The sequence below is a fragment of the Halopseudomonas salina genome, assembly GCF_008641105.1.
Genome location: NZ_VTTI01000001.1, coordinates 390388 through 411005, shown reverse-complemented (window position 1 = coordinate 411005; position 20618 = coordinate 390388). Strand labels below are relative to the sequence as shown.

Annotated in this window: 19 protein-coding genes; 3 read left to right on the top strand and 16 right to left on the bottom strand. The window is 59.3% G+C overall.

Annotation, left to right across the window (positions count from 1 at the left end; translation table 11 throughout):
- Positions 1 to 593 precede the first annotated feature (593 nt).
- The 6 genes from FZF01_RS01805 to FZF01_RS01780 all read right to left on the bottom strand — a co-directional run bounded on the left by FZF01_RS01805 (position 594) and on the right by FZF01_RS01780 (position 6791).
- Complete coding sequence (locus FZF01_RS01805) at positions 594 to 1475, bottom strand: hypothetical protein (protein ID WP_150276380.1); 882 nt, start codon at positions 1473 to 1475, stop codon at positions 594 to 596.
- 336 nt (positions 1476 to 1811) lie between these two features.
- Entirely contained in the window at positions 1812 to 2552 is a 741-nt protein-coding gene (locus FZF01_RS01800) for a sulfite exporter TauE/SafE family protein (protein WP_188434336.1), read from the bottom strand.
- A 130-nt stretch (positions 2553 to 2682) separates the two neighbouring features.
- Complete coding sequence (locus FZF01_RS01795; RefSeq protein WP_150276379.1) at positions 2683 to 3468, bottom strand: SDR family NAD(P)-dependent oxidoreductase; 786 nt, start codon at positions 3466 to 3468, stop codon at positions 2683 to 2685.
- Between the two features lie 182 nt (positions 3469 to 3650).
- Entirely contained in the window at positions 3651 to 4580 is a 930-nt protein-coding gene (locus FZF01_RS01790; RefSeq protein WP_150276378.1) for an SDR family oxidoreductase, read from the bottom strand.
- Positions 4573 to 5448: a bile acid:sodium symporter family protein gene (locus tag FZF01_RS01785; RefSeq protein WP_150276717.1), complete on the bottom strand. Its 876-nt coding sequence runs from the start codon at positions 5446 to 5448 to the stop codon at positions 4573 to 4575. Before FZF01_RS01785 ends, FZF01_RS01790 begins: the two co-directional genes overlap by 8 nt.
- A gap of 14 nt (positions 5449 to 5462) precedes the next feature.
- Entirely contained in the window at positions 5463 to 6791 is a 1329-nt protein-coding gene (locus FZF01_RS01780) for a flavin-containing monooxygenase (RefSeq protein WP_150276377.1), read from the bottom strand.
- Between the two features lie 47 nt (positions 6792 to 6838).
- On the opposite strand from FZF01_RS01780, the gene FZF01_RS01775 reads away from it, so the two are divergent.
- A complete protein-coding gene (locus FZF01_RS01775; protein WP_223825352.1) occupies positions 6839 to 7876 on the top strand; it encodes an AraC family transcriptional regulator in 1038 nt (345 codons plus the stop codon).
- A gap of 5 nt (positions 7877 to 7881) precedes the next feature.
- On the opposite strand, the gene FZF01_RS01770 is transcribed toward FZF01_RS01775, so the two are convergent.
- The 5 genes from FZF01_RS01770 to FZF01_RS01750 all read right to left on the bottom strand — a co-directional run bounded on the left by FZF01_RS01770 (position 7882) and on the right by FZF01_RS01750 (position 13568).
- Complete coding sequence (locus tag FZF01_RS01770; protein WP_150276376.1) at positions 7882 to 9957, bottom strand: LTA synthase family protein; 2076 nt, start codon at positions 9955 to 9957, stop codon at positions 7882 to 7884.
- Positions 9958 to 10086: 129 nt separating this feature from the next.
- Entirely contained in the window at positions 10087 to 10995 is a 909-nt protein-coding gene (locus tag FZF01_RS01765) for an SdiA-regulated domain-containing protein (protein ID WP_188434335.1), read from the bottom strand.
- Between the two features lie 160 nt (positions 10996 to 11155).
- Positions 11156 to 12115, bottom strand: a complete 960-nt coding sequence (locus tag FZF01_RS01760; RefSeq protein WP_150276374.1) for a 5-oxoprolinase subunit C family protein — start codon at positions 12113 to 12115, stop codon at positions 11156 to 11158.
- The gene (gene pxpB, locus FZF01_RS01755; protein WP_150276373.1) at positions 12112 to 12819 is read right to left on the bottom strand and encodes a 5-oxoprolinase subunit PxpB; all 708 of its coding nucleotides are present in this window, start codon (positions 12817 to 12819) and stop codon (positions 12112 to 12114) included. Before pxpB ends, FZF01_RS01760 begins: the two co-directional genes overlap by 4 nt.
- Entirely contained in the window at positions 12816 to 13568 is a 753-nt protein-coding gene (locus FZF01_RS01750) for a 5-oxoprolinase subunit PxpA (RefSeq protein ID WP_150276372.1), read from the bottom strand. The genes pxpB and FZF01_RS01750 overlap by 4 nt, the downstream gene beginning before the upstream one ends.
- Before the next feature lie 82 nt (positions 13569 to 13650).
- Here FZF01_RS01750 and FZF01_RS01745 point away from each other — a divergent pair, with 82 nt between their 5' ends.
- Entirely contained in the window at positions 13651 to 14325 is a 675-nt protein-coding gene (locus tag FZF01_RS01745; RefSeq protein WP_150276371.1) for a type 1 glutamine amidotransferase domain-containing protein, read from the top strand.
- Here FZF01_RS01745 and FZF01_RS01740 read toward each other — a convergent pair.
- The 5 genes from FZF01_RS01740 to FZF01_RS01720 all read right to left on the bottom strand — a co-directional run bounded on the left by FZF01_RS01740 (position 14322) and on the right by FZF01_RS01720 (position 19724).
- Positions 14322 to 15377: an AbrB family transcriptional regulator gene (locus FZF01_RS01740; RefSeq protein ID WP_150276370.1), complete on the bottom strand. Its 1056-nt coding sequence runs from the start codon at positions 15375 to 15377 to the stop codon at positions 14322 to 14324. The two genes, FZF01_RS01745 and FZF01_RS01740, sit on opposite strands and share 4 nt — an antisense overlap.
- Positions 15370 to 16878: a tripartite tricarboxylate transporter permease gene (locus FZF01_RS01735; RefSeq protein ID WP_150276369.1), complete on the bottom strand. Its 1509-nt coding sequence runs from the start codon at positions 16876 to 16878 to the stop codon at positions 15370 to 15372. The genes FZF01_RS01740 and FZF01_RS01735 overlap by 8 nt, the downstream gene beginning before the upstream one ends.
- A gap of 2 nt (positions 16879 to 16880) precedes the next feature.
- Positions 16881 to 17339, bottom strand: a complete 459-nt coding sequence (locus tag FZF01_RS01730) for a tripartite tricarboxylate transporter TctB family protein (RefSeq protein ID WP_150276368.1) — start codon at positions 17337 to 17339, stop codon at positions 16881 to 16883.
- Positions 17340 to 17417: 78 nt separating this feature from the next.
- Positions 17418 to 18398: a Bug family tripartite tricarboxylate transporter substrate binding protein gene (locus FZF01_RS01725; protein WP_150276367.1), complete on the bottom strand. Its 981-nt coding sequence runs from the start codon at positions 18396 to 18398 to the stop codon at positions 17418 to 17420.
- Positions 18399 to 18458: 60 nt separating this feature from the next.
- Positions 18459 to 19724, bottom strand: coding sequence for an OprD family porin (locus tag FZF01_RS01720; protein WP_150276366.1), 1266 nt, complete (start codon positions 19722 to 19724; stop codon positions 18459 to 18461).
- 182 nt (positions 19725 to 19906) lie between these two features.
- On the opposite strand from FZF01_RS01720, the gene FZF01_RS01715 reads away from it, so the two are divergent.
- On the top strand, positions 19907 to 20575 hold the full coding sequence (locus tag FZF01_RS01715) for a response regulator (RefSeq protein ID WP_150276365.1): 669 nt from the start codon (positions 19907 to 19909) through the stop codon (positions 20573 to 20575).
- Positions 20576 to 20618: the final 43 nt, after the last annotated feature.

Genomic DNA, 20618 nt, shown 5'->3' with positions numbered 1-20618 from the left:
CACAAGTGCGATTTCCATATCTGCCCTCTTTCATTAACAGGTCTTGGGGTCGGATGAAGGCTTCAGATTAATGTTCATCTGGTCCCAAATAACTCAACTGCCAAAAAACAGTACCGCTACTAAACCTGTTAGCGCCCCAACAAGTCCGGTAGTCGCCCCTATCCAAGACAGTGCGGCTTCCCGCCTTGCCGTTCGCTCACCCCGGATAGCCTTGCGTAGTTCATGTATTCCGCGCGTGGTCAAAAATCTATATCCAGTTACCCCACAGCGCTCCCATTGATCTTCTTCGGGAGTAGGGATCATCATTCGAGAGGCGCAAGCCATAAGATTTCTTGTCACAAGATACATTCTTTCTGAGTCTAGCTGTGTCAGATCAAAGTAGTGGTCCTGATATATCCCCTGTATATCATTCTCACTTATAGTGTTCTTCCGCGCTCTCTCGATCTGCTCCCTTTGCTTTAGCAAGAGAGCACTTTTTTCGCGCTCCAGAGCAGCGAGCCTTTGATTGAACTGTAGCCACTTCAACATTTTGTCCCGCCTGGAAATGAGAAGTCGAGGTCATATGAAGTTTTTCGCTTAATGTTCATATGGTTTCATTTGTCCCTGATTCTACTAACGTTTTCGCCAAGCTCGTAAACCGCTGCCTTCAACACTTGAAGGCATAATTTCGCTGTGTGCTCCGTCGGGCGAAATCCTGTACTCATTTGCTGAAAAGGATGAATGTAGTTTCTGAAATCTCGGAGAGTGTGACTAAACTTTTGGGTGTCATGTTGGACAAGCCTGAGTTCGTAGGCGGCGTCGATAAAAGCGCTGAGGGTCCAGTCCTGGAATTGCTTAGCTTTTCCGGCGCGGTCTTTTGGTGATGCGGCAGCTAAATTGAACGATCTGGGGTGTTGGTTCGCCACGCCGAGCAATGTTCCCTCTAGTGTGCTCCCGGCCATTAGGATCACAGCCAGGTAGGCTTTGCCAAAGAAGCACTTCTCAATTTCTCTAATTCTTTGCTCAAGGACGTCACTAACCGCGCCTTCTAGCCCGAGCCTTGCAATGGACACGTTAGTAAATTCTTTTTTCAGAAACTCACTTTCGGTATCACCGTCGTCGTTCGGCTGGGGTTCGTCAATCTCGACCTTCTCGAGCCTTCGAAAATTAATCTCTGCGCCCTCCCGAATAATCTTCCATTTATCGAAAGTAAGAAATTGATTGAATGAGATGATGTGGGCATCCAGATCGGGAAATCGTCCGATGAAATTGGCCGGATTCAAGACCGCCCGAATGCATTTATCCAGCTCTGGCGTTCCGTTGATTGCCTCCAAGCGCTGATCGGTATAAACCCATCGGGAAGGGAAGCCTTGGCCATAGGAATCGTGGAAGCCGAGACGATTGAAGAACTGCACAAGCTTCGGGCCCGAACGGTATTCGGTCTCCTCGTTAATGAGTTCCCGCAGTTTTTCCAAAGATGTTGGGCTAAGATTCATACGGCTACTGTGCGTCTATGACGTATAACAGTAATTCGCCCGTACGCGCTGTGAAGACGTGACCTAGCTTTTTGCTGTTGCAGCGAGGCTTCATGAACATATTCATATGCTTGCTTTTCTCCCATCCAAGCGAACGCACGTTAAACCGCACCCTACTCCAGCCAACAACAGCGGGTGGATCAGGATGTCTAAAAGAGTAGTTCAGGCATCCATGCCACCGAGGAGGGGGACTGCAATTTGGCAGTTACTGGCATAGTGATACTTTTTGCCTGGGGTGCCAACCTTCTTTTTCCAGCCAGGCCAAACGGTTCAGCGCATATCTCCGCTACCAGGCCTTCACCCAACAGCCTTAAAAATCAACAGCGCCCCCGTCACCGCCAATAACCCATACACCACCTGCCGGAACCGCTGCTCATTCAACCGATGATGCAGGTACTCCCCCAGCAACACCCCAATCACCAGCAGCGGCAAATACACCACCAATCTGGGCAAACTCGGAATCAAACTGCCGTCGAACAGAAACAGCGTGGTCAGGCAGCTGTTCAGGGTGAACCACACGACCAGCAACGTGGCGCGCATGCGGCTTTTGTCGAGCTGGATGCCGCCTATGGCGTAAACCAGCAGTGGGCCGCCGGAGGCGAAAAGGCCGTGGGTGATGCCGGCGCCGAAGGTGAGTGCGCGGCTGAGCATCGGTGGGTGCGGGGTGATGACGATGCCGCGGGCCATGCGCCAGAGTTCGCGGGTGGCGAACCAGAGGACCAGGATGCCGAAAAGGAGTTTGAGCAGGTCGGCGCCTAGCCAGGGGCGCAGTACGTAGCCGGCCAGAGTCCCGAGCAGCATCAGTGGCAGGATCAGTTTGAATAGGACCGGCCAGTAGATGTGGCGGCGGTTGCGCCAGACCAGGTAGCCGGTCATCAGGACGTTGAGGGGTACGACCACGGGGAGCATGGCGGGGATGGGGAGAAACAGGGCGCCGAGGGACAGGGCGATGACCAGGCTGCCGAAGCCGGTGATGGCTTCTACGGTGTAGGCCAGGAGGATGAAGATGCCGAGCCAGATCCAGGGGTCAATCAGCATTGGTGGGCCTTAGCACGTAGGTGGTGGCGGCTGGGAGCGTCGAGTTCCATCTCGATGAGGGGTGGGTTCTGAAGCGCTGTTGGCCGAGGTGGAACTCGACCTTCCCAGGGGAGTGTTGTTCTGGCATGCGTTAGCGTAACTCGCCGGCGAAGCGTTTGCGTACTTGGCGTAGGTATAGCGATGGAGCAATGCGCCAGAGGAGGCTGCCGAATCTTGAGACGGGTTCGGGGAGTATCCAGCGTTTGCCATCCTTAAGGCCTTTGTCGATGAGTTCGACCATCCATTCGGCGCTGCGCATGCCGCCGACCATCGATCTTGGATGCTTGGCGGTGGTGCCGTCGCGGCCCAGGGCGTGGTTCTCTATTGGGGTGTCGAGAAAGCTGGGGTAGGCCATAAGTATGTGGATGCCGTCGGCTTCCAGTTCCAGGCGCAGCACTTCGAAGAACTGGGTCAACGCGCCTTTGGCGGCGCAGTAGGCGGCGCGGCCGGGGACGGGCATCCAACCGGCCATGGAGCCGATGCAGACTATGTTGCCGGCGGACCCGCGCAGCAGGGGTAGCGCTGCCATGGTCAACTCCACCGGGCCTTGCCAGTCCACGGCCATGACCTTGCGGAATACCGCCGGGTTGGTCTGGTGCGCGGGCGAGCGGTGAGTGATGCCGGCATTGTTGACCAGCAGATCCAGGCGGCCAAAGCGGTGCTGCACTTCATCGATCAGGTAGCTGATGTCAGAAGCCTGAGTAATATCCATGGTGACGGTCAGCACCCGCTCGGCCTCGCCCAGCTCTTCGGCGCGGGCGGCCAGGCCTGCCGCATCGATGTCGGCCAGTACCAGGCTGTGGCCGGCAGCGAACCAGTGGCGCGCCATGGCCCAGCCAAGGCCGGAGGCGGCGCCGGTGATCAGTGTGACGTGCATGAGGGCTCCCGTTGGTCGCCAGCGGCAAGCTTCAAGCTTCAAGCTGTAAGCGGCAAGTTGATTTGGGTGAGTCATATATCGGTGTCTGGCTGTTGTTGTTTTGGCTGCCGGGTGCATGCTGATTTGCTTGAAGCTTGAAGCTTGAAGCTTGAAGCTTGAAGCTTGAAGCTTGAAGCTGCGCGTCAGCGCCTCAACCCGTTGGCTTCGACAAAATACTCGAACGTCTCCGCCGAGGTCTTGGCCAGCGGATAGCCGAATTCTTCCTTCAGCCGCCGATTGCTTAGTACCGGGCGATAGCGCAGAAAATTAACCTGCTCGGGGCCGGTGGGTTTGCCGCGCCATTTTGCTACCTGCAATCCTGCTTTGACCAGCCATACAGGTAAGGTCAGCAGCGGTTTGTTCAGCCGTCTGGCGATTTCACTCATGGTCAGCGCGCCGTCGCCGGCCATATTGAAGATGCCGGTCTTGTCTTCGCGGATGCCCATTTCCATTGCGCCAATCACGTCCTGATCCCAGATAAATACAAAGGGTGAATCGCTGCCCTTGAGCGCAAGAATGCGTGGGGCCATGAACAGGTTGGTGATCTGGTTGCGGGTTTCGGTGCCCAGCACGGTGCCGGGGCGGAAGATCAGTTGCTGCAGCTGCGGATGCTGCTGACGGTAGTCGGCCAGCATCTCCTCGATCAGCCGTTTGTGGTCTGAGTAGGCGAACTCGGTATTACCGCGCAGTGCGTCCTGCTCGTCGATCCAGGCGGGATTGTCGGCATGGTAACCGTAGGCCGCGCCTGAGCTGGTGACGGTGAAATGCTGAACGCCGGCCTTGATGCAGCACTCAAGCACGTTGCGCGTGCCGTTGACGTCTATGTCATAGTCCCGCGCCCGATCCGGCGACGCCTGAAGTATCGAGGCCAGATGCACGACGTGGGTGATCTGCTCGCGTTGCAGCAGGTCGGCCAGGGCCGGATCGCGTACATCGGCGATCTCCAGGGGGAAGCGTAGGTCGTCGCGCCCGCGCAGATCGGTGCCGATGACTGGAAAGTGGTCAGCCAGCCGGTTGCCCAACTGGTGGCCGATATAGCCGGCGGCGCCGGTGATCAATATGCGTTTAGTCATGTGCGGTGCGCGCCCAGATCTGTGAAAGAGTGATGCCCGACACCAGGTGCCAGACGCCCCAGAACGCGGTGATCAGCATCATGCCGCCCGCTTCGGGAAAGAAGGTGAAGAGAATGACCAGGCCCAGCCCGGAGTTCTGGATGCCGACTTCCATGGTCACGGCTCGGCGGTCTGCCACCGGCAGCTTGAGCAGCACGCCCATGCCATACCCCAGGGATAGCGCCATCAGGTTGTGGGCGACCACCAGCCAGAAAAAGCTGTGGAAACGCTCGAGGAACAGGTCAAAGTTGTTCGAGAAGGCGATAGCCACAAAGCCCAGAAACACCAGCAGCGAGATGATCCGCAGGGGTTTTTCACTGCGGGTAACCAGCCCCGGTAGCTTGCGGCCGGTGACCATGCCCAGCACCAGTGGCAGCGCGAGCACCAGCAGCACCAGCAGCAGAATGCCGCCCGGTTCCAGGGTGATCTGGGTCAGGTATTCGCGGGTGTGCGGGTTGAGCCAGCCATAGAAGGCAAAATTCAGCGGTGTCAGCACCGTGGCGGCCAGGCTGGAGACGGCCGTCATGCTGACGGAGACCGCCACATTGCCGCGGGCCAGCCAGGTCATGATGTTGGAGAAACTGCCGCCCGGGCAGGAGGCGACCAGGATCATCCCCAGCGCCAGTTCGGGATCAATCTCCAGTGCCCAGGTGAACAGACAGGTCGCCAGGGGCAGCAGCAGGAACTGGGCGAACAGGCCGGCCAGGGGTGCGATCGGCGCCATTGCAATACGCTTGAAGTCCTCCAGGCGCAGGCTAAGTGATACGCCGAACATCATGCAGGCCATGATGACGTTGAGCAGGATCAGGCTGGCCGGGTCGAATTCCATCGGCAAGGCGCCGCTCACGCTGCAGGTACCGGCGTGGGTTCCTCGACTTCGAGCCCGCTTTGCAGCTCGGTAATATGCTCGGCCAGCGTTCGCAGGTATTCGTCCTTGTTGACGTAGTAGGCCATACGCGCCAGCTTGATGTAGTCATAGCCGCCATCCAGCGTCACGCCGGCACGCTCGCGCTTGATGGTGTCGAAAGCCTTGGCCGCCTCCGCTTTCTGCTGCTGCCGGCGGATATACAACGCCACCAGCCGAGCCTGCTGATTGCGCCCTTCCCAACCCAGCCCCGCTGCTTCGATCATGCCCATCATGAACAGGTTGTTGTGCGCGGGATGGAACACGTTCATGTATAGCTGCGGTGCATCCTGATTGGCCGGCCAGTTCAGGTGTTGACGATCAATGAAGGGATAGTCCAGCAGGTAGCCGGTGGACATCAGGATCAGATCGTATTCCTTGCGCTGACCATCGGTGAAGGTGACCTGCTTGCCCTCGATTTTCTTGATATCGCGGCGCGCCTGAATGTCGCCATGCCCGAGGTGATGCAGAATCAGCGAGTTGACCACCGGATGGGATTCATACAGCCGGTAGTCCGGATCGGGTAGGCCGTAATCGGAGGGCTTGCCGATGATCATGCGGATCATCGCGCCGTCGATGCGTTGCTTGAGCGGGCGTGGCAGCTTGACCTTGCCGCCCAGGGTATCGATAGGCCGGCCCTTGACGAATTTGGGCAGGAAGTAATAGCCGCGACGCAGACTGATATCCACCGACTTTGCATGGTGCACCGCATCCACGGCGATATCCGCGCCGGAGTTGCCGCAACCGACAATCAGCACCCGCTTGCCCTTGAACACATCGGGCGTGCGGTACTCGCAGGAGTGCATTAGCTCGCCGTCGAACTCGCCGGGTAGTGTCGGCATGTTCGGCTTGTGCAAAGTGCCGTTGGCAATCAGCACGCCATCAAATGTGCGCGTCTGCTGCTGGCCATCGCGTTCGGTGGTGATCTTCCATTGTTCACCCGCGGGCTCGACGCTGAGTACCCGGGTGCTGAATTCGTAATGACGACGCAGATCGAACTGGCTGGCGAAATCCTGGAAGTAGGTTTTCAGCGAGCTGTGATGCGGGTAGGCCGCGACGTCATCCGCCATGGGGAATTCCTTGAATTCCGTCATGCGCTTGGACGAGATTAGGTGCGCAGTCTCGTACATGGTGCTGTGCGGATTGTCGATATCCCACAACCCGCCCACATCACTGTGCAGGTCGAAGCCGGTAAAGGGGATGTCGAGCTTCTGAAGATTGCGGGCTGCGGCGAGACCCATCGGGCCCGCTCCTATCACGGCGTACATGGCTGCTACCTCGGGTGTCTTTGTTGTTATGCTTGCCAGTCTAGTGGATGCGCTTGCAAGCGTATCGCACCAAACAGGACAAAGGACCGGCAATTCAGGCCATGGGCGAGACTTCCGAACACAGCGTTACGCCGCTTTACAGTCAGGCCATAGTGCAGGCCGCGCAGCGCCTCGGCCTGGCTCTGCCCGCTGAGTTGTTGGCTGAACTGCGGCCTGGGCAACGTGTGCCCCTGGCCACGCAGGATGCGCTTTGGGAAGCTTTTTGCTCTGCCAGCGATGATCCCCTGGCCGGCTTGCGCCTGGGTCTGGAAATGCAGATCGGGCATCTGGACAGTGCCGGTATGCTGCTGGTCACTTCCGATACTCTAGGCGAGGCCCTTGAGGGGCTGATCGAGTACGCGCCGGTGATCGGCGACGGCGGTGAGTTCAGCGTGCGACATGCCGACGATCTGGTATTTATCGATTATCTGCCAGACTATTCCGTGCGCCGCGCCGAGCGGGTCGAGGCGGTGCTGGCCAGTCAGCTCAATCTGACCCGCTGGTCCACCGGCGGGCGCTTTCAGGCGGCCGGGCTCTGGTTGACCCATGCGCCGCTCATTCAGCCGGAAGACTACGCCCGGCTGATCAGTTGCCCGCTGCATTTCAATGCTGGGCACAACGCCTTGGGGTTTGTTGCCGATCAGTTGCACCTGCCGCTGATTCAGGCCAACAGTGCCCTGCGCGAGCATCTGCGGCAACTGGCTGACCAGACGCTGGCCAATCTGGGCCAGCACAGTCTGAATGCGGCGGTGCAGCGGCTGGTGCGTCAGCATCCCCGCTGGGGCAAGGAGCGGGTCGCCGCCGAACTGGAGCTGAGTGGCCGTCATCTCAATCGCCGTCTGGCTGAGGAAGGCCTGTCTTTCAAGAGTCTGCGCGAGAGCGTGTTGCAGCAGATGGCCTGCCGGGCGCTAGATGGAGATCAGCGGGTGGTCGCCATCGCCGAAGAGCTGGGATTTTCCGACGAGGGCGCCTTTGTACGCGCCTTCCGCCGCTGGCAGGGCACGACCCCGGCGCGTTACAGAGCCGGGCGCTCAGCCAGTGAATGACGATGCTATTGAGTGTTCACCTTGATGCGGGACTGATCAGCAGTCGCCCCAGCTGCGTTGGTTAACAAGCTGTTGGTTGCGACCTGGATAAAGGCCTGCAACTGGGTTAAGAGCTCCTGATCTACCGTTTCCAGCCGCTGCGCCAGCGGCGCAGCGCCCAGTTGGTAGCGATGCTGGCTGGGCGCTTGCCCCTTGGGCAGTATCAGAATCTGATCACCCTCAATGATCGCTACCGTCTGATTACCCCCCGAAGGCTTGATCACCGCCCGCCCCTTTTCGTCAGCAGGCAGGCTCAGCAGATCACGCCCCCAGCACTGGTGCCGGGTTTTCCCGCCGAGCAGCCCCATGATGGTCGGAACTACATCCACCTGGCTGCCGGTCATATCGGTGCTTGTGCCGAAGGCGTCCTGGATGCCCGGTGCGATCATCAGCATCGGCACATTGAAGCGGTGCAGGTCCATCTCTGTGAGTTGATCCGGAGCGCCAAACCCGTGATCCCCCACGATGACGAACAAAGTCTCATTAAAATACGGCTTGTTGCGTACCTGTGCAAAAAATTGACCCAGCGCCCAGTCCGAGTAACGCATCGCGGTAAGATGTTCGTCCTGTGATCCCTGGCCGGTGACCGCTTCTGTGGGCAGGGAGGCGGGCAGTGGGTAAGGTACGTGGTTGGATAGCGATTGCAGCAATGCATAAAAGGGACCTTCGCTGGCGAGCGCGTCCAGTTCCGGCACGGCACGGTTAAACATGTCCTGATCGCTTACGCCCCAGGTGGGATCTGAGTACACCGGGTCGATAAAGTCGTCGCGCCCGACAAAGCGGGTCATGCCCTGATTGCTGAAAAAGCCCTGCTGGTTGTCCCAGGCGAAGTCGCCGTTGTACACGTAGACATCATCCATATTGCGGCTGCTGAGTAGCTGGGGCAGCCCGGAAAAATCATTGCCGCCCTCTGCGCTTTGCATCAGGTATTCGAACCCCGGCAGATTGGGAAAGCAGGCCATGGTCGCGAACATGCCCTGGTGAGTGTGTGTGCCATTGGCAAAGAATCGGGTAAAGAGCAGACCCTCTTCGGCTAGCTGGTCAAAATAGGGTGTGATGCCCAGGGGGCTGCCCATGGCACCGATATAGTGGCCGGCAAAGCTTTCCATCAGAATGACGACCACGTTTCTGATCGCCAGTTGACCTTCGGCGGCTGGAGTGAAATCCCGACGCACTGCAGCGGTGTTGGGATCAACCAGCCGATCACGCTCGGTCAGCAGCATCTTGCGGGTGACATTCTGGGCCTTGTCCATGGACATGACGGGTTGCCACACATTGTCGCGAGCTGCGGAAAAATGGCTTTTCGCTGCATCGAACAGCGTAATCACAGGGTTCAGTCCCAGATGGTTGGCGAACACTGTTTCTGTGGTGTAGGCATCACCCCAGCGTAGCGGTGGCCCCTGACGCAGCGTGCCACGCATGGCCACTACGGTCACCAATAAGCAGAGTACAAATACGCCCGCGCGCATGCCCCAGGTATTCAACCATTCCCTTTTGTGGAGCGTTGGACATTCACGTGTCGATCGGTCAATGACAGAAAAAAACCACCACCAGAGAAGGGTCAGCCCTGCCCAGGCCAGTAGCAGTTTGGCTACCGGGAATCCGTGCCAGAGCATACTGATGACAGTTGCGGGGTCCTCGCGTAGATACTGGAAGACCAGATTGTTCAGCCGTTGGTGAAACTCGCGGTAGAAGTCCAGTTCCAGGATACCCAGCAGTGCAATCAGTGACGCTGCGAACGTCAGCCAGATACGCTGCCATGTGCGCTGAGCCATCAGCCAGGGACTGAGGATGCTCAACAGCAGGGGTATCGCCACGTAGCCGGCAACGCGCAGATCAAAGCGCAAACCGTTCACAAACGCCTCTTGCCAGTCCGCCAAAGGCGTATCGCCGATCAGCTCGTGGTTGTAGGCAAGCAGGCTGATCCGGGACAGCAGCATCAGGAGCAGAATGAAAAAAATGCTGCCCGTCAGAAATGCCAGATGTTCCATCAGCCTGGGCTGGCTTGCGCTGCGGGCTGCAGAGATTGGATTGATGCTCATGAATGGGATACGTCTCGGAAAGATTAGGCGGAAAGCTTTGTTGGTTGGTGAACCGCTAGATGAGAATACGGGCGAGCCCTTTGCCGCCCTTGAGGGGGCTGGCGCTATTGCACTTATGGATGTGTGAATTCATGGGGTACCTGAAGTGGCTGATTGCGATTCGGTAGGCTTTGCAAAGGAATAAAACAGGTTGGGTTCACTCACCATGAACATATTTCCCTGGGCATCCAGGGTGATCCCCTCCGGGTGCGGTGCTGACTGATCAAGGTCGCTGGTCCAGCTGGAAAAACTGCGATAGCTGACAAGCTCTCCGGCGCTATCAAGCTCAATTGCTAACCTGGATTCCTCGCTGAGTAGCAGCAGATGTCCGGTTTGCTGGTCGAAATGCACCGAGGACAGATCGGTACCGAAAAAACCGTCAATCCAGGTACTCAGGTCAGTGATGTCAATTGCCAGCCCAGTGCCCAGGCTGGCAACCAGGCCGGTGATCACCAGGAGCTGCATCGGATCCCGCTCCTTCACAATGAATAGCCGATCGCTCGCCGGGTCAAAGGCGATACCCTCGTAGCCCTTGTTGCCGTTCAGGTTGATGCCAATGCTGAAGTGTTGCGCCTGGTCGGCGTTGATGGGGCCAGGGTTGTCAGGCAGCCGGACGATGTTCAGCCGGTGGGCTCGCTCCTCCACCAGAACCAGTAGCCCGGCACCGAGGTAGGTAATGGCCTCGATGTCGCCAAAACCCTGAAGGGGATAAGTCGCCAGGGTATTACCTGATTTATCCAGCGATATCAGGGATGCCGGGCCATTGGATACGGCCAGCAGGCTGTCCGCGTCCCAGTCATGCACGATCGACGACAGGTTCCGGCCTATACCTGCTACGGTTTTACCCTGCGTCACTACCTGATAGTAAGAGAGCCACACTCCCGGCGCCCTGGTTTCTGCCGCACTGATGGCAGCCTTGAAATGGAAATACAGCCTGCGGTCCCATTGTTTGTAATCGGCCAACACGATCAGCGCTAACAGCAGCAATAAACCTAGCACCGTACTTGCCCGCGGGCCGGGAAATCGCAGTCGCACAAATTTGAGGTTGCGAGGCCTGTGGCGGTATGAAATCTGATGCAACTGAATACCCTCGGACGTTCCCGGTCGCTTTTCAGGCGGGGAATCAAGCGGCTGAGGCCAGGAACATATCGGAGAAAACTTAACGGAAGCTTAAATGCTCAACACGATATGGCATTAGCGGTGCGCCGAATTGGTTGAGGAGCTCAAGATGTTGACGCTGGGCCTGCTCCACGCCAATGGCTCTAAACGTCAAGTACGCGCCCACCGGACATTGCGCGAGACGCGCTACGGACTCAGGTGTCAGGGTGCCAATGCACGGATAGCCGCCGATGGTCTGGCGGTCGTTGAGCAATATGATGGGCTGGCCATCAGGTGGCACTTGAATCGCGCCAAGGGGTATACCTTCGGACACTAAGCTTGCCCCCTGGTAGCGCAGTACCGGGCCCCTAAGGCGAACCCCCATGCGGTCGGCGCGGGGGTCGACCTGCCAGGGGCGGTTGAAAGCATCAAACAGGCTGCGGCCGGAAAAGCCGGCAAGCCGTGAACCGGGCAATAGCTCGAGAACAGCCGGCCGGGAATAATCCGGTAGCAGCGCTTCCGGCACCCTGACCAGCGGGCGAACATCCCCAGCGAACTCCAGACGATCGCCCGGCCTCAGCGGCTGACCTTCTCCGCCAAATCCGCCGAGCTTCTCACGGCCAACGGTGGATCGCGAGCCAAGCACTTGCGGTGCAGCAAAGCCACCCGGTGCCGCCAGATAGCCACGCACTCCGCTAAGCGGTGGATTGAATGTCAGCTGCTGGCCGCGCTGTACCGCAAAACTCTGCCAGGCATAAACGGGTATGCCATCGAGGGTCGCCGCCAGGTCCGCCCCGGTAATGGCCAGGGTGCTGTCCTGCTCGCAGCGCAGGGTCAGACCACCCAGGGGTATTTCCATTACCGCACAATCGGGGCTGTTCCCTAACAGGTGGTTGGCCCAGTGCGCTGCCACCCAGTCCAGCGCCCCGCCCTGGGTAACGCCAATATGCCGTACGCCGAAGCGGCCGCGGTCCTGCAGTTGTGCTAGCCCGAGCGTGTGTTCGACGAGTAGCCCGCTCATGCGTCAGCCTTCACGGGTGTGTCATCACCGCCTTGGCGAATAAACTCGCCGCGGTCTATCGGTACAAAGCGGACGGAGTCGCCCGGTTGCAGGAGGCTGTAGCCATCACGGTCCGGATCAAACAATCGGGTTGCGGTTCGCCCCAACAGATTCCAGCCACCCGGTGATACCAACGGGTAGATGGCTGTCTGCTGTTCGGCAATGCCGACGCTGCCCGCCGGCACGCGCTTGCGAGGGGTATTCAGACGTGGTGCCGCCAGTTCGGCATCAAGCAATCCCAGATAACCGAAGCCCGGAGCAAATCCGAGGGCGAATACCCGATAGTCGCGGCTGCAGTGGGCCTGGATCACAGCGGTTTCACTGATACCTTTGAGTGTGGCGATGCGAGGCAGATCCGGGCCGACGCTGGGGTCGTACCATACGGGCAGCTCATGCCGGGAGCCCTCGCCCTGCGCTTCCTGCGGCTGCAGGTCTTGCATCGCGCGGTGCACCCTTTGTCGTGCGGCGCGCTCGTCCAGTTGCTCCATGTTGTAGTGCAGCATCAGGGTGGTATAGGACGGCACCAGGTCGATCAGACAGGTACCGAACTCCCTGCGCAGATGGGTCGCAGCGCCAAGCAGCCAGGGTATGTTGGCTTCCTCAATTTTCTCGAAAAGGCGCAACAGCAGCACATCCAGCCCGACGGTCTCGAGACGATAATTCATCTGCCAGGGGCAGTCTGCATGGCGGCGCGGATCTGTTGTATCGCGGCGAGTGCGGCCGGGTTGTCGCCATGCACACAGAGCGTGTCGGCCTGCAGCACAAGCGGGCTGCCGTCGGCTGCAATTATGGGCCGCTCGGCAGCAATACTCAGTGCCTGGGCAACCACGGTTTCGTGTGTGAGATGGACTGAACCGGGCAGTTGGCGCGAAACAAGGTGACCCTGGGCGTCGTAGGCACGATCCGCAAAGGCTTCAAACAGCAGGCTCAGGCCGTATTCGTCGGCCATGGCCTGCGCTTCGCTATTGTCACGGCGGGCCAGCAACACCAGTTGCAGATCCCCTTCGTGTGCAGACACGACACGCATGATTGTTTGCAGCAGCTCGGCGTCACGCATCATGTCGTTGTAAAGCGCGCCGTGGGGTTTGACGTAGGTCACCCGCGCGCCCTGGGCGCGGCAGATGCCATCCAGCGCACCGATCTGGTAATGCAGCAGATCCGCTATTTCCTGCGGCGAGCAACTCATCGAGCGTCGGCCGAAGCCGGCCAGGTCGGGGTATGCCGGATGGGCGCCAATGCGCACGCCATGCTGGACCGCAAGCCTGACGGTGCGGCGCATTACGCCCGGGTCGCCGGCATGGAATCCGCAGGCGATGCTGGCGCAATCGATATGCGGCATGACCTCTTCGTCCATACCCATTTGCCATGCGCCAAAGCTCTCGCCCATGTCACAGTTGAGCAGTAACGTCTTCATACATGTGTCCTTGGTAGAGCTGAACAAACTACCCCAGAATGGGTCGAACAGCTACAGTCAACAAACCCGCGGAGGGAATGACATGAAGATACTTATGGTACTGACATCGCACGATCAACTGGGTGATACCGGTAACAAGACCGGCTTCTGGCTGGAAGAGTTTGTGGCGCCCTATTACGTGTTGCGCGATGCGGGTGCCGAGGTGGTGTTGGCTTCCCCGGCTGGTGGTCAGCCGCCGCTGGATCCCAAGAGCGACGAGCCCGATGCGCAAACCGATGCAACCCGTCGTTTTGCCCAGGATCAGGAGGCGCAGGCGCAACTGGCCAGCACTCACCGGCTGACCGAAATAGAGGCAGCGGATTACGATGCGGTTTTCTACCCCGGTGGCCACGGCCCCATGTGGGATCTGTATCGTGATATCCACTCGGTTGCGCTGCTGGAGTCTTTCCTCCAGGCGAACAAGCCGATTGGTGCGGTATGCCACGCCCCAGCGGCATTGCTGCAGGCCCGCACGGCCAGCGGCGAACCCTTGGTCAAGGGTCGTCAGGTAACTGGCTTTTCCAATTCGGAAGAAGAAGCTGTGGGTCTGACCAAGGTAGTGCCTTACCTCCTTGAAGACGTATTGCGCGAGCGCGGCGGGTCCTACAGCAAGGGTGACGATTGGGCTCCCTACGTTAAGGTCGATGGCAAGCTGGTTACCGGGCAGAATCCCGCTTCCTCGGAAGAGGCCGCCAAAGCGCTACTCAAGCTGCTTTAACTGAACGGCCCGTTCCAAGGCTGCAGCCGGTTCCATAAGCGGTAAACCGGCTCAGCCAGGAACATCACCATAAACAGCCGCAGGACCTGCAGGGCGGTCACCAGCGCCACCGATAGTTGCAGGGCTTCGGCGGTCAGGCACAGTTCGGTAATCCCTCCGGGCATCATGCCCAGCATCAGACTTGTGTCATCGACCTCGGCAAACCAGCTGAGTATTTCCGCGCCCAGTGCCGCAGCGATCATCGCCAGCAGGGTGAACAGCCCTACTCTGAGCATGAAGGCAGGCGCACTGCGGAAGAACTTGCGATCGAAATGACAGCCCAGCGCGCAGCCAATCAGCCATTGGCCCAGCTCGCCCCCGCCGGCTGGCAGTGCTATATCCAGATCAAACCACAGGCTGGCAGCAGCGCAAACGATCAATGGGCCGAGCATCCATGGATTGGGTTGACCGAGCCGGCGCCATAGCATGGCCAGGGCCGCGCCCAGGGGCATCAGCAGCGCCAACCAGCCCCAGCTTGTCGTCCCCGGCTCGGGGGCCTGGGTCTCCGGCAAGCTGAAGGTGAACAGCGCGGGGATGATCAGCACCACCATCAACAGACGCAGGCTGTGCGCAGCGGCAACTTTGGCCGGCTCTGCCTGGTGCCGCAGGGCGAGCACCACCATCTCGCTGGCGCCGCCCGGCATGCTGGCGAAATAGGCGGTAGCGCGATCCACACCACTGCGCCTGAGTACGCCAATGCCGATCAGGCAGAGCATCACGGTCAGACAAGAGCCGAGAATGATGACCCACCAGTAGCCGAGGATTTGCTCCAATACCGGGGCGGTAAAGTGCAGGCCAATGGAGCTGGCGACTATCCATTGCCCGGCCTGACGACCGCCCGGCATTTCTACCAGCATCCAGCCGGTGCAACGCACCAGAATGACCGCGAGTAGGGAGCCGACCATCCAGGGTAAGGGCCAGTCAGCCAGACTGGCCAACCAGCCTCCCACCAGACCTACCAGCGGCGTGGACCAGAGCTTTGCCCGGTCCAATAGCGTTGCCGTGTCAGGCATCGGGCAAGGGAACCGCGCGGCGTCCGCGGTAAGCGCGCCAGAAGGGTAGCGCCACCATGAAAACCACCAGAACCCACAGCCCCAGAGTGATCGGGCTATTCCAGAGAATGCCCAGATTGCCGTCGGATATGGACAGCGCGCGGCGCAGGTTGCTCTCCATCATGCCGCCCAGAATGAAGCCCAGCAGCAGTGCCGACAGCGGAAAGTCCAGTTTGCGCAGCACATATCCGAATACACCGATTGCGGTCATCAGAAACAGATCGAAGGTGGTGGCATGCACCGCGTAAACACCGATCGAGGTGATGATGGCAATCGCCGGTACCAGCGTCCAGTTGGGTACCGAGAGAATGCGGGTGAACACGTTGATCATCGGAATGTTCATGATGATCAGAATCACGTTGGCAACGAACAGCGACGCGATAAGGCCCCAGACGATCTCCGGCTGGTTCTGGAATAGCAACGGGCCCGGTGTGATGTTGTATAGCGTCAGCGCGCCAAGCATCACCGCCGTGGTGCCCGAGCCGGGAATACCCAGGGTCAGCATGGGAACCATGGAGCCACAGGCCGATGCGCTGTTGGCGGTTTCCGGCGCAGCCAGACCGCGCAGATCGCCATCGCCAAAACGCCCGTCGCTACCGGCAATGCGTTTTTCCGACATATAGGCGACCGCGCTGGCCAGGGTGGCGCCGGCGCCGGGCAGGATGCCGAAAATGAAGCCGAGCAGACCGCTGCGCAGGTTTGTAGCGAAGACCGAGGCACCTTCCTTGAAGTTGAACAGCATCCGCCCGCTGGCCTTCACCGCCGTCTGACCGTGGTGGGTGCGCTCCAGCAGCATCAGTATCTCACTGATGCTGAACAGACCCAGTACCAGCACGACAAACTGAATGCCGTCGGACAACCCGAGACTGCCGAAGGTAAAACGATAGACGCCGCTGTTGGCGTCGATACCTACACAGGACAGCAGCAGACCGATCAGCACAGCGATTGCGGTCTTGACCGGTTTGTCGCCGGCCATCCCGGCCAGACAGACAATCGCAAAGACCATCAACATGAAATATTCAGCCGGGCCAAACGACACCGCCCAACTGGCCAGCAAGGGTGCGAAGGCGACCACCCCGATGGTGGCTATCATGCCGCCGATAAACGAGCTCCAGGCGGAGATGGATAGCGCAATGCCGCCCTTGCCCTGGCGTGCCAACGGGTAGCCGTCCAGGGTGGTCATCACTGCCGAGGCCTCGCCGGGAATGTTGAGCAGAATCGAGGAAATACGACCGCCGTATTCGCAGCCCAGATAAACCGAGGCAAGCAGAATCAGTGCGGTTTCCGGTGGCAAGCCCAGCGCGAATGCCACTGGAATCAGCAAGGCGACCCCGTTGATCGGGCCCAGGCCGGGTAACAAGCCGACGATGGTGCCGAGTGTGGTCCCGGCCAGCGCGGTAATCAGATTGTTCGGGCTCAGGGCTACGCCAAAACCCTGTCCGAGATATTGCAGCGTTTCCATGATCAGTTCTCCAGTGCGGCCAGCACGCCCATGGGCAGCGGGACGTCAAGAATGCGGTCAAACAGGAAATACAGGCCGAGGGCCAATACGAGGGCGAGCACTGCACTGGGCAGCCAGCGGCCACCAAAGAGCCGCGCCATGCCGAAACCGAACAGAGCGGCAGTGACGATAAAGCCGACCCGTTCGAACAGCGCAGCCAGTGCCAGCAGCAGCGCCAGGCAAATCAGGATCTTGCGCAGCATTTCGGGGACTATCTTCGGCTCGGTTTCACCGCCAGTTTCCAGGTCGGGTTTGAACACCAGTAGCAACGCTCCGGCACCGAGCAGCATCAGCAGCATCAGCGGGTAGGCGCGGGGCCCGACCGGTTCGTAGGAGTAGGGCGCGTGATAGCCCCAGGCGGTGATGCCAAGGCCGATGCAGGCCAATAGCATGCACCCCGCAAACAGGCGGTGATACAACATGGTGGAGTCCTCGCAGGCGCAGGCCGGGGCATTGCGCCGCCGGCCATCGGGGTCAGATTGCTGTCAGGGTTGGTTGGTTTACTGCGTCAGGCCGAATTCGCTGGCCAGTTGCTTGTACTCGGCTACGCGTTGTTTCACGTAGGTATCGAGTTCATCACCGGTCATCGAGAAGGGAAAGAGTTCACGCTGTTCACGCAGGGTGGCGTATTGCTCGGAGGCGAGGATCTCTTCGAAGGTGCCTTTCCACCAGGCGTAATCTTCGTCGCTGACATCCGGCCCCATGTAGAAACCGCGAATCACCGGCCAGCTCACGTCGTAGCCTTGTTCTTTGGCTGTGGGAATGTGGGCCACCGCATCGCCTGGCAGGCGCTCGTCGGACAACACAGCCAGAATCCGGATGCCGCCGCTTTCAATATGCGGTACCGAGTCGGAAATGTCGGTGCTGGCTACATGAATATGACCACCGAGCAGTGAAGTGGCCAGCTCCCCACCCCCTTCCATGGCGACGTAACGCAGATCCCGCGGATCGATACCCGCGGTGCGGGCCACCAGGGCGGTTTGCATCCAGTCCTGGCTGCCGACAGTACCGGCGGAACCGATGACTACCTTGGACGGATCTTTCTTCATGGCCGCGATCAGATCATCCAGGGTCTTGAACTCTGAGTCGGCGCGCACCGCAATAGCGCCATAGCTGGAGCCTACCGCAGCCAGCCATTTCACCGCGCTCTCATCGAAGCGGCCGAACTTGCCCTGGGCCAGGTTGAGCAGCGAGCCGCTGGAAAAAGCAGTAATGGTCCCACCCTCCGATGCGCGCTGGGCAACAACGGAGTTGTAGGCGACGGCGCCAATGCCGCCGGGCATGTAGGTCACGCGCATCGGTCGACTGATCTTGTTGCTGTCGAGCAGCGCGCTCTGCGCCAGCTTGCAGGTCAGGTCGAAACCGCCACCAGGGGCAGCCGGGGCGATACATTCGGGCCGGCTGGGTTCGTCGGCCAGGGTGTAGGTGGCCAGGCCCAGACAGGCGATGACCAGCAGGGTAGAACGAAGTGCTGATTTCATGGGTAGATCCTCGTGTTCTTATTCTAGGCGATATCTTTATCGTGGCTGGCGCAAGCCCAATTACAGCAGGGGCAGGCTGTAGCTGACGATCAGACGGTTTTCATCTACATCACGGGCGTAACTGGAGCGGTAGGACGCATTGCGCCAGCGCAGACCGAGGTTTTTCATCGGGCCAGCCTGAACCACATACATCAGTTCCGTGTTGCGTTCCCAGTCAGAGCCTTCACCACCGGCTACCAGTTCGGCCTGATCGCCCTTGGTGTACCGGCTCATGAAGCTCAGGCCGGGTAGTCCCTGTTCGGCAAAGTTGTAGTCGTAACGCACCTGCGCAGAGCGCTGGCCGGCTTCGGCGAAATCGTTGATCTGTACAAAGTTGGCCAGGGTCGGGTTGCTGCCATTGATATACGGGAAGGCATTGTCGCCGCGCATTTTCTGCAGGTTGAAGCCGAAACGATGACCGCCGATGGCGTAGCTGAGCAGAGCCTGCCAGGCCTGGTTGTCGATGTCGCCAGCCTTGGCGGTGCCTTGCTCGCTTGAATCAGCGACACGTAGCTCGCTTTTCAGGCTGCCTTCGCCCAGTGCTAACTGATGGCTCAGGCCGATAAAGTGTTGGCGGTAGATATCATCCAGTTGTGCCAGATGGTAACTGCCCGCCAGGCTGGGCATGAACCTGTAGTCCAGCCCGACCCAATCGAAATGATCTGATGTGAACGAGCCGCCGAAGCGTCTGTTCTTGTTGTTCGAGGTCAGGTCCTCGGCGTCGGTGGAGTTGCGGTACTTGGTTTTGGTCAGACGGCCCATGCTGATGCTCAGGTCGTCAATTTCATTGATCGTGGCCATGCCGCCCTCAAACGTCTGCGGCAGAATGCGGCTGGTGTTCGGGTTCAGCGTGGGCAGCTTTGGCAGCAGGCTGCCGACCAGCAGTGTGGACTCAGAGACTCGTGCCTTGGCGGTCAGATTCAACTTGCTGTATTCGCTGGGTGCGCGGCCATCATCGTTTACTGGCAACAGGCCGGTACCGGTACGATCGGGGCTGGAATCCAGCTTGAGACCCAGCATGGCCATCGCGTCGATGCCGAAGCCAACAGTACCTGGGGTATAGCCGGATTTTACATTCAGGATGAAGCCGTGTGCCCATTCCTCGCGTTTGGATTGGCCTGCGCCGTCGCGGAAATCACGGTTGAAATAGATGTTGCTGGTGCTCAAGGTGGCAGTAGTATTATCGACGAATCCCGCCGCCGAGACACCTGGCGCTACGAAAACAGGTGATGAAGCCAGCAATAGTGCTGCCGGAATACGGCGCGTGAAGTGCAATCTTGTCTGCATCAGAGTAACTCCATTGTTGTTGTTCTACGGGCGATCTTTGCGCCCTGAGTCCTACTGCACCCGGGTGTTGGGTGAGCATGGACAGATCCTAGAACGTGAACCTTTCGCCAACCTTTCATGCTCATCGCAGCGTTTCGGCGGTGTACACTCTTCTAAAAAGCGGTCATTGAAGAGGCCCGGCATTGCGCATTCTGCTGGTAGAAGACGATCCTGAATTGGCTGATAGCCTGACTCGCACGCTCAAGTCGGGGGGTTGGACCGTGGACACCCTGCATGACGGGGTAGCCGCCGATCAGGCATTGCGTAACGAGGACTACGCGCTGGCGATACTGGACGTCGGCTTGCCGCGCATGGATGGATTCGAGGTGTTGAGGCACCTGCGCGAACGAGGCCAGAACCTGGCGGTACTGATGCTGACCGCCCGTGCTGAAGTAGCCGATCGGGTGCGCGGCCTCAATCTCGGCGCCGATGACTACCTGGCCAAGCCCTTTGAGCTGAGTGAATTGGAGGCGCGCGTCAATGCGCTCCTGCGCCGCAGCTTGATGGGTGGCGAGCGTCAACAGCATTGCGGCGTTCTGGTATATGACCTGAATGACCGGCGGTTCACGCTGGATAGCCAGCCGCTGCAATTGCCTTCAAGGGAGCATGCCGTACTGGAAAACCTGATCGCGCGTCCAGGCCGGTTGATGAGCAAGGAGCAGCTGGCCGGCAAGGTCTTCGGGCTGGACCAGGATGCCAATCCGGAAGCCATCGAGATCTACATATCCCGCCTGCGCCGCAAGCTCGAAGGAAGCTCGGTGCGTATTGTCACCTTCCGCGGCTTGGGCTACCTGCTGGAATCCAGCCCGTGAGCGCTGCTGGTAGTCTGCGCGGCCGCTTGCTGCGCAGATTGGC

Coding starts and splice junctions, on each gene's coding strand:
- FZF01_RS01805 (WP_150276380.1), bottom strand. CDS start 1,475: ATGAATCTTAGCCCAACATCTTTGGAAAAACTGCGGGAACTCATTAAC.
- FZF01_RS01800 (WP_188434336.1), bottom strand. CDS start 2,552: ATGCTGATTGACCCCTGGATCTGGCTCGGCATCTTCATCCTCCTGGCC.
- FZF01_RS01795 (WP_150276379.1), bottom strand. CDS start 3,468: ATGCACGTCACACTGATCACCGGCGCCGCCTCCGGCCTTGGCTGGGCC.
- FZF01_RS01790 (WP_150276378.1), bottom strand. CDS start 4,580: ATGACTAAACGCATATTGATCACCGGCGCCGCCGGCTATATCGGCCAC.
- FZF01_RS01785 (WP_150276717.1), bottom strand. CDS start 5,448: ATGGAATTCGACCCGGCCAGCCTGATCCTGCTCAACGTCATCATGGCC.
- FZF01_RS01780 (WP_150276377.1), bottom strand. CDS start 6,791: ATGTACGCCGTGATAGGAGCGGGCCCGATGGGTCTCGCCGCAGCCCGC.
- FZF01_RS01775 (WP_223825352.1), top strand. CDS start 6,839: ATGCGCTTGCAAGCGTATCGCACCAAACAGGACAAAGGACCGGCAATT.
- FZF01_RS01770 (WP_150276376.1), bottom strand. CDS start 9,957: ATGAGCATCAATCCAATCTCTGCAGCCCGCAGCGCAAGCCAGCCCAGG.
- FZF01_RS01760 (WP_150276374.1), bottom strand. CDS start 12,115: ATGAGCGGGCTACTCGTCGAACACACGCTCGGGCTAGCACAACTGCAG.
- pxpB (WP_150276373.1), bottom strand. CDS start 12,819: ATGAATTATCGTCTCGAGACCGTCGGGCTGGATGTGCTGCTGTTGCGC.
- FZF01_RS01750 (WP_150276372.1), bottom strand. CDS start 13,568: ATGAAGACGTTACTGCTCAACTGTGACATGGGCGAGAGCTTTGGCGCA.
- FZF01_RS01745 (WP_150276371.1), top strand. CDS start 13,651: ATGAAGATACTTATGGTACTGACATCGCACGATCAACTGGGTGATACC.
- FZF01_RS01740 (WP_150276370.1), bottom strand. CDS start 15,377: ATGCCTGACACGGCAACGCTATTGGACCGGGCAAAGCTCTGGTCCACG.
- FZF01_RS01735 (WP_150276369.1), bottom strand. CDS start 16,878: ATGGAAACGCTGCAATATCTCGGACAGGGTTTTGGCGTAGCCCTGAGC.
- FZF01_RS01730 (WP_150276368.1), bottom strand. CDS start 17,339: ATGTTGTATCACCGCCTGTTTGCGGGGTGCATGCTATTGGCCTGCATC.
- FZF01_RS01725 (WP_150276367.1), bottom strand. CDS start 18,398: ATGAAATCAGCACTTCGTTCTACCCTGCTGGTCATCGCCTGTCTGGGC.
- FZF01_RS01720 (WP_150276366.1), bottom strand. CDS start 19,724: ATGCAGACAAGATTGCACTTCACGCGCCGTATTCCGGCAGCACTATTG.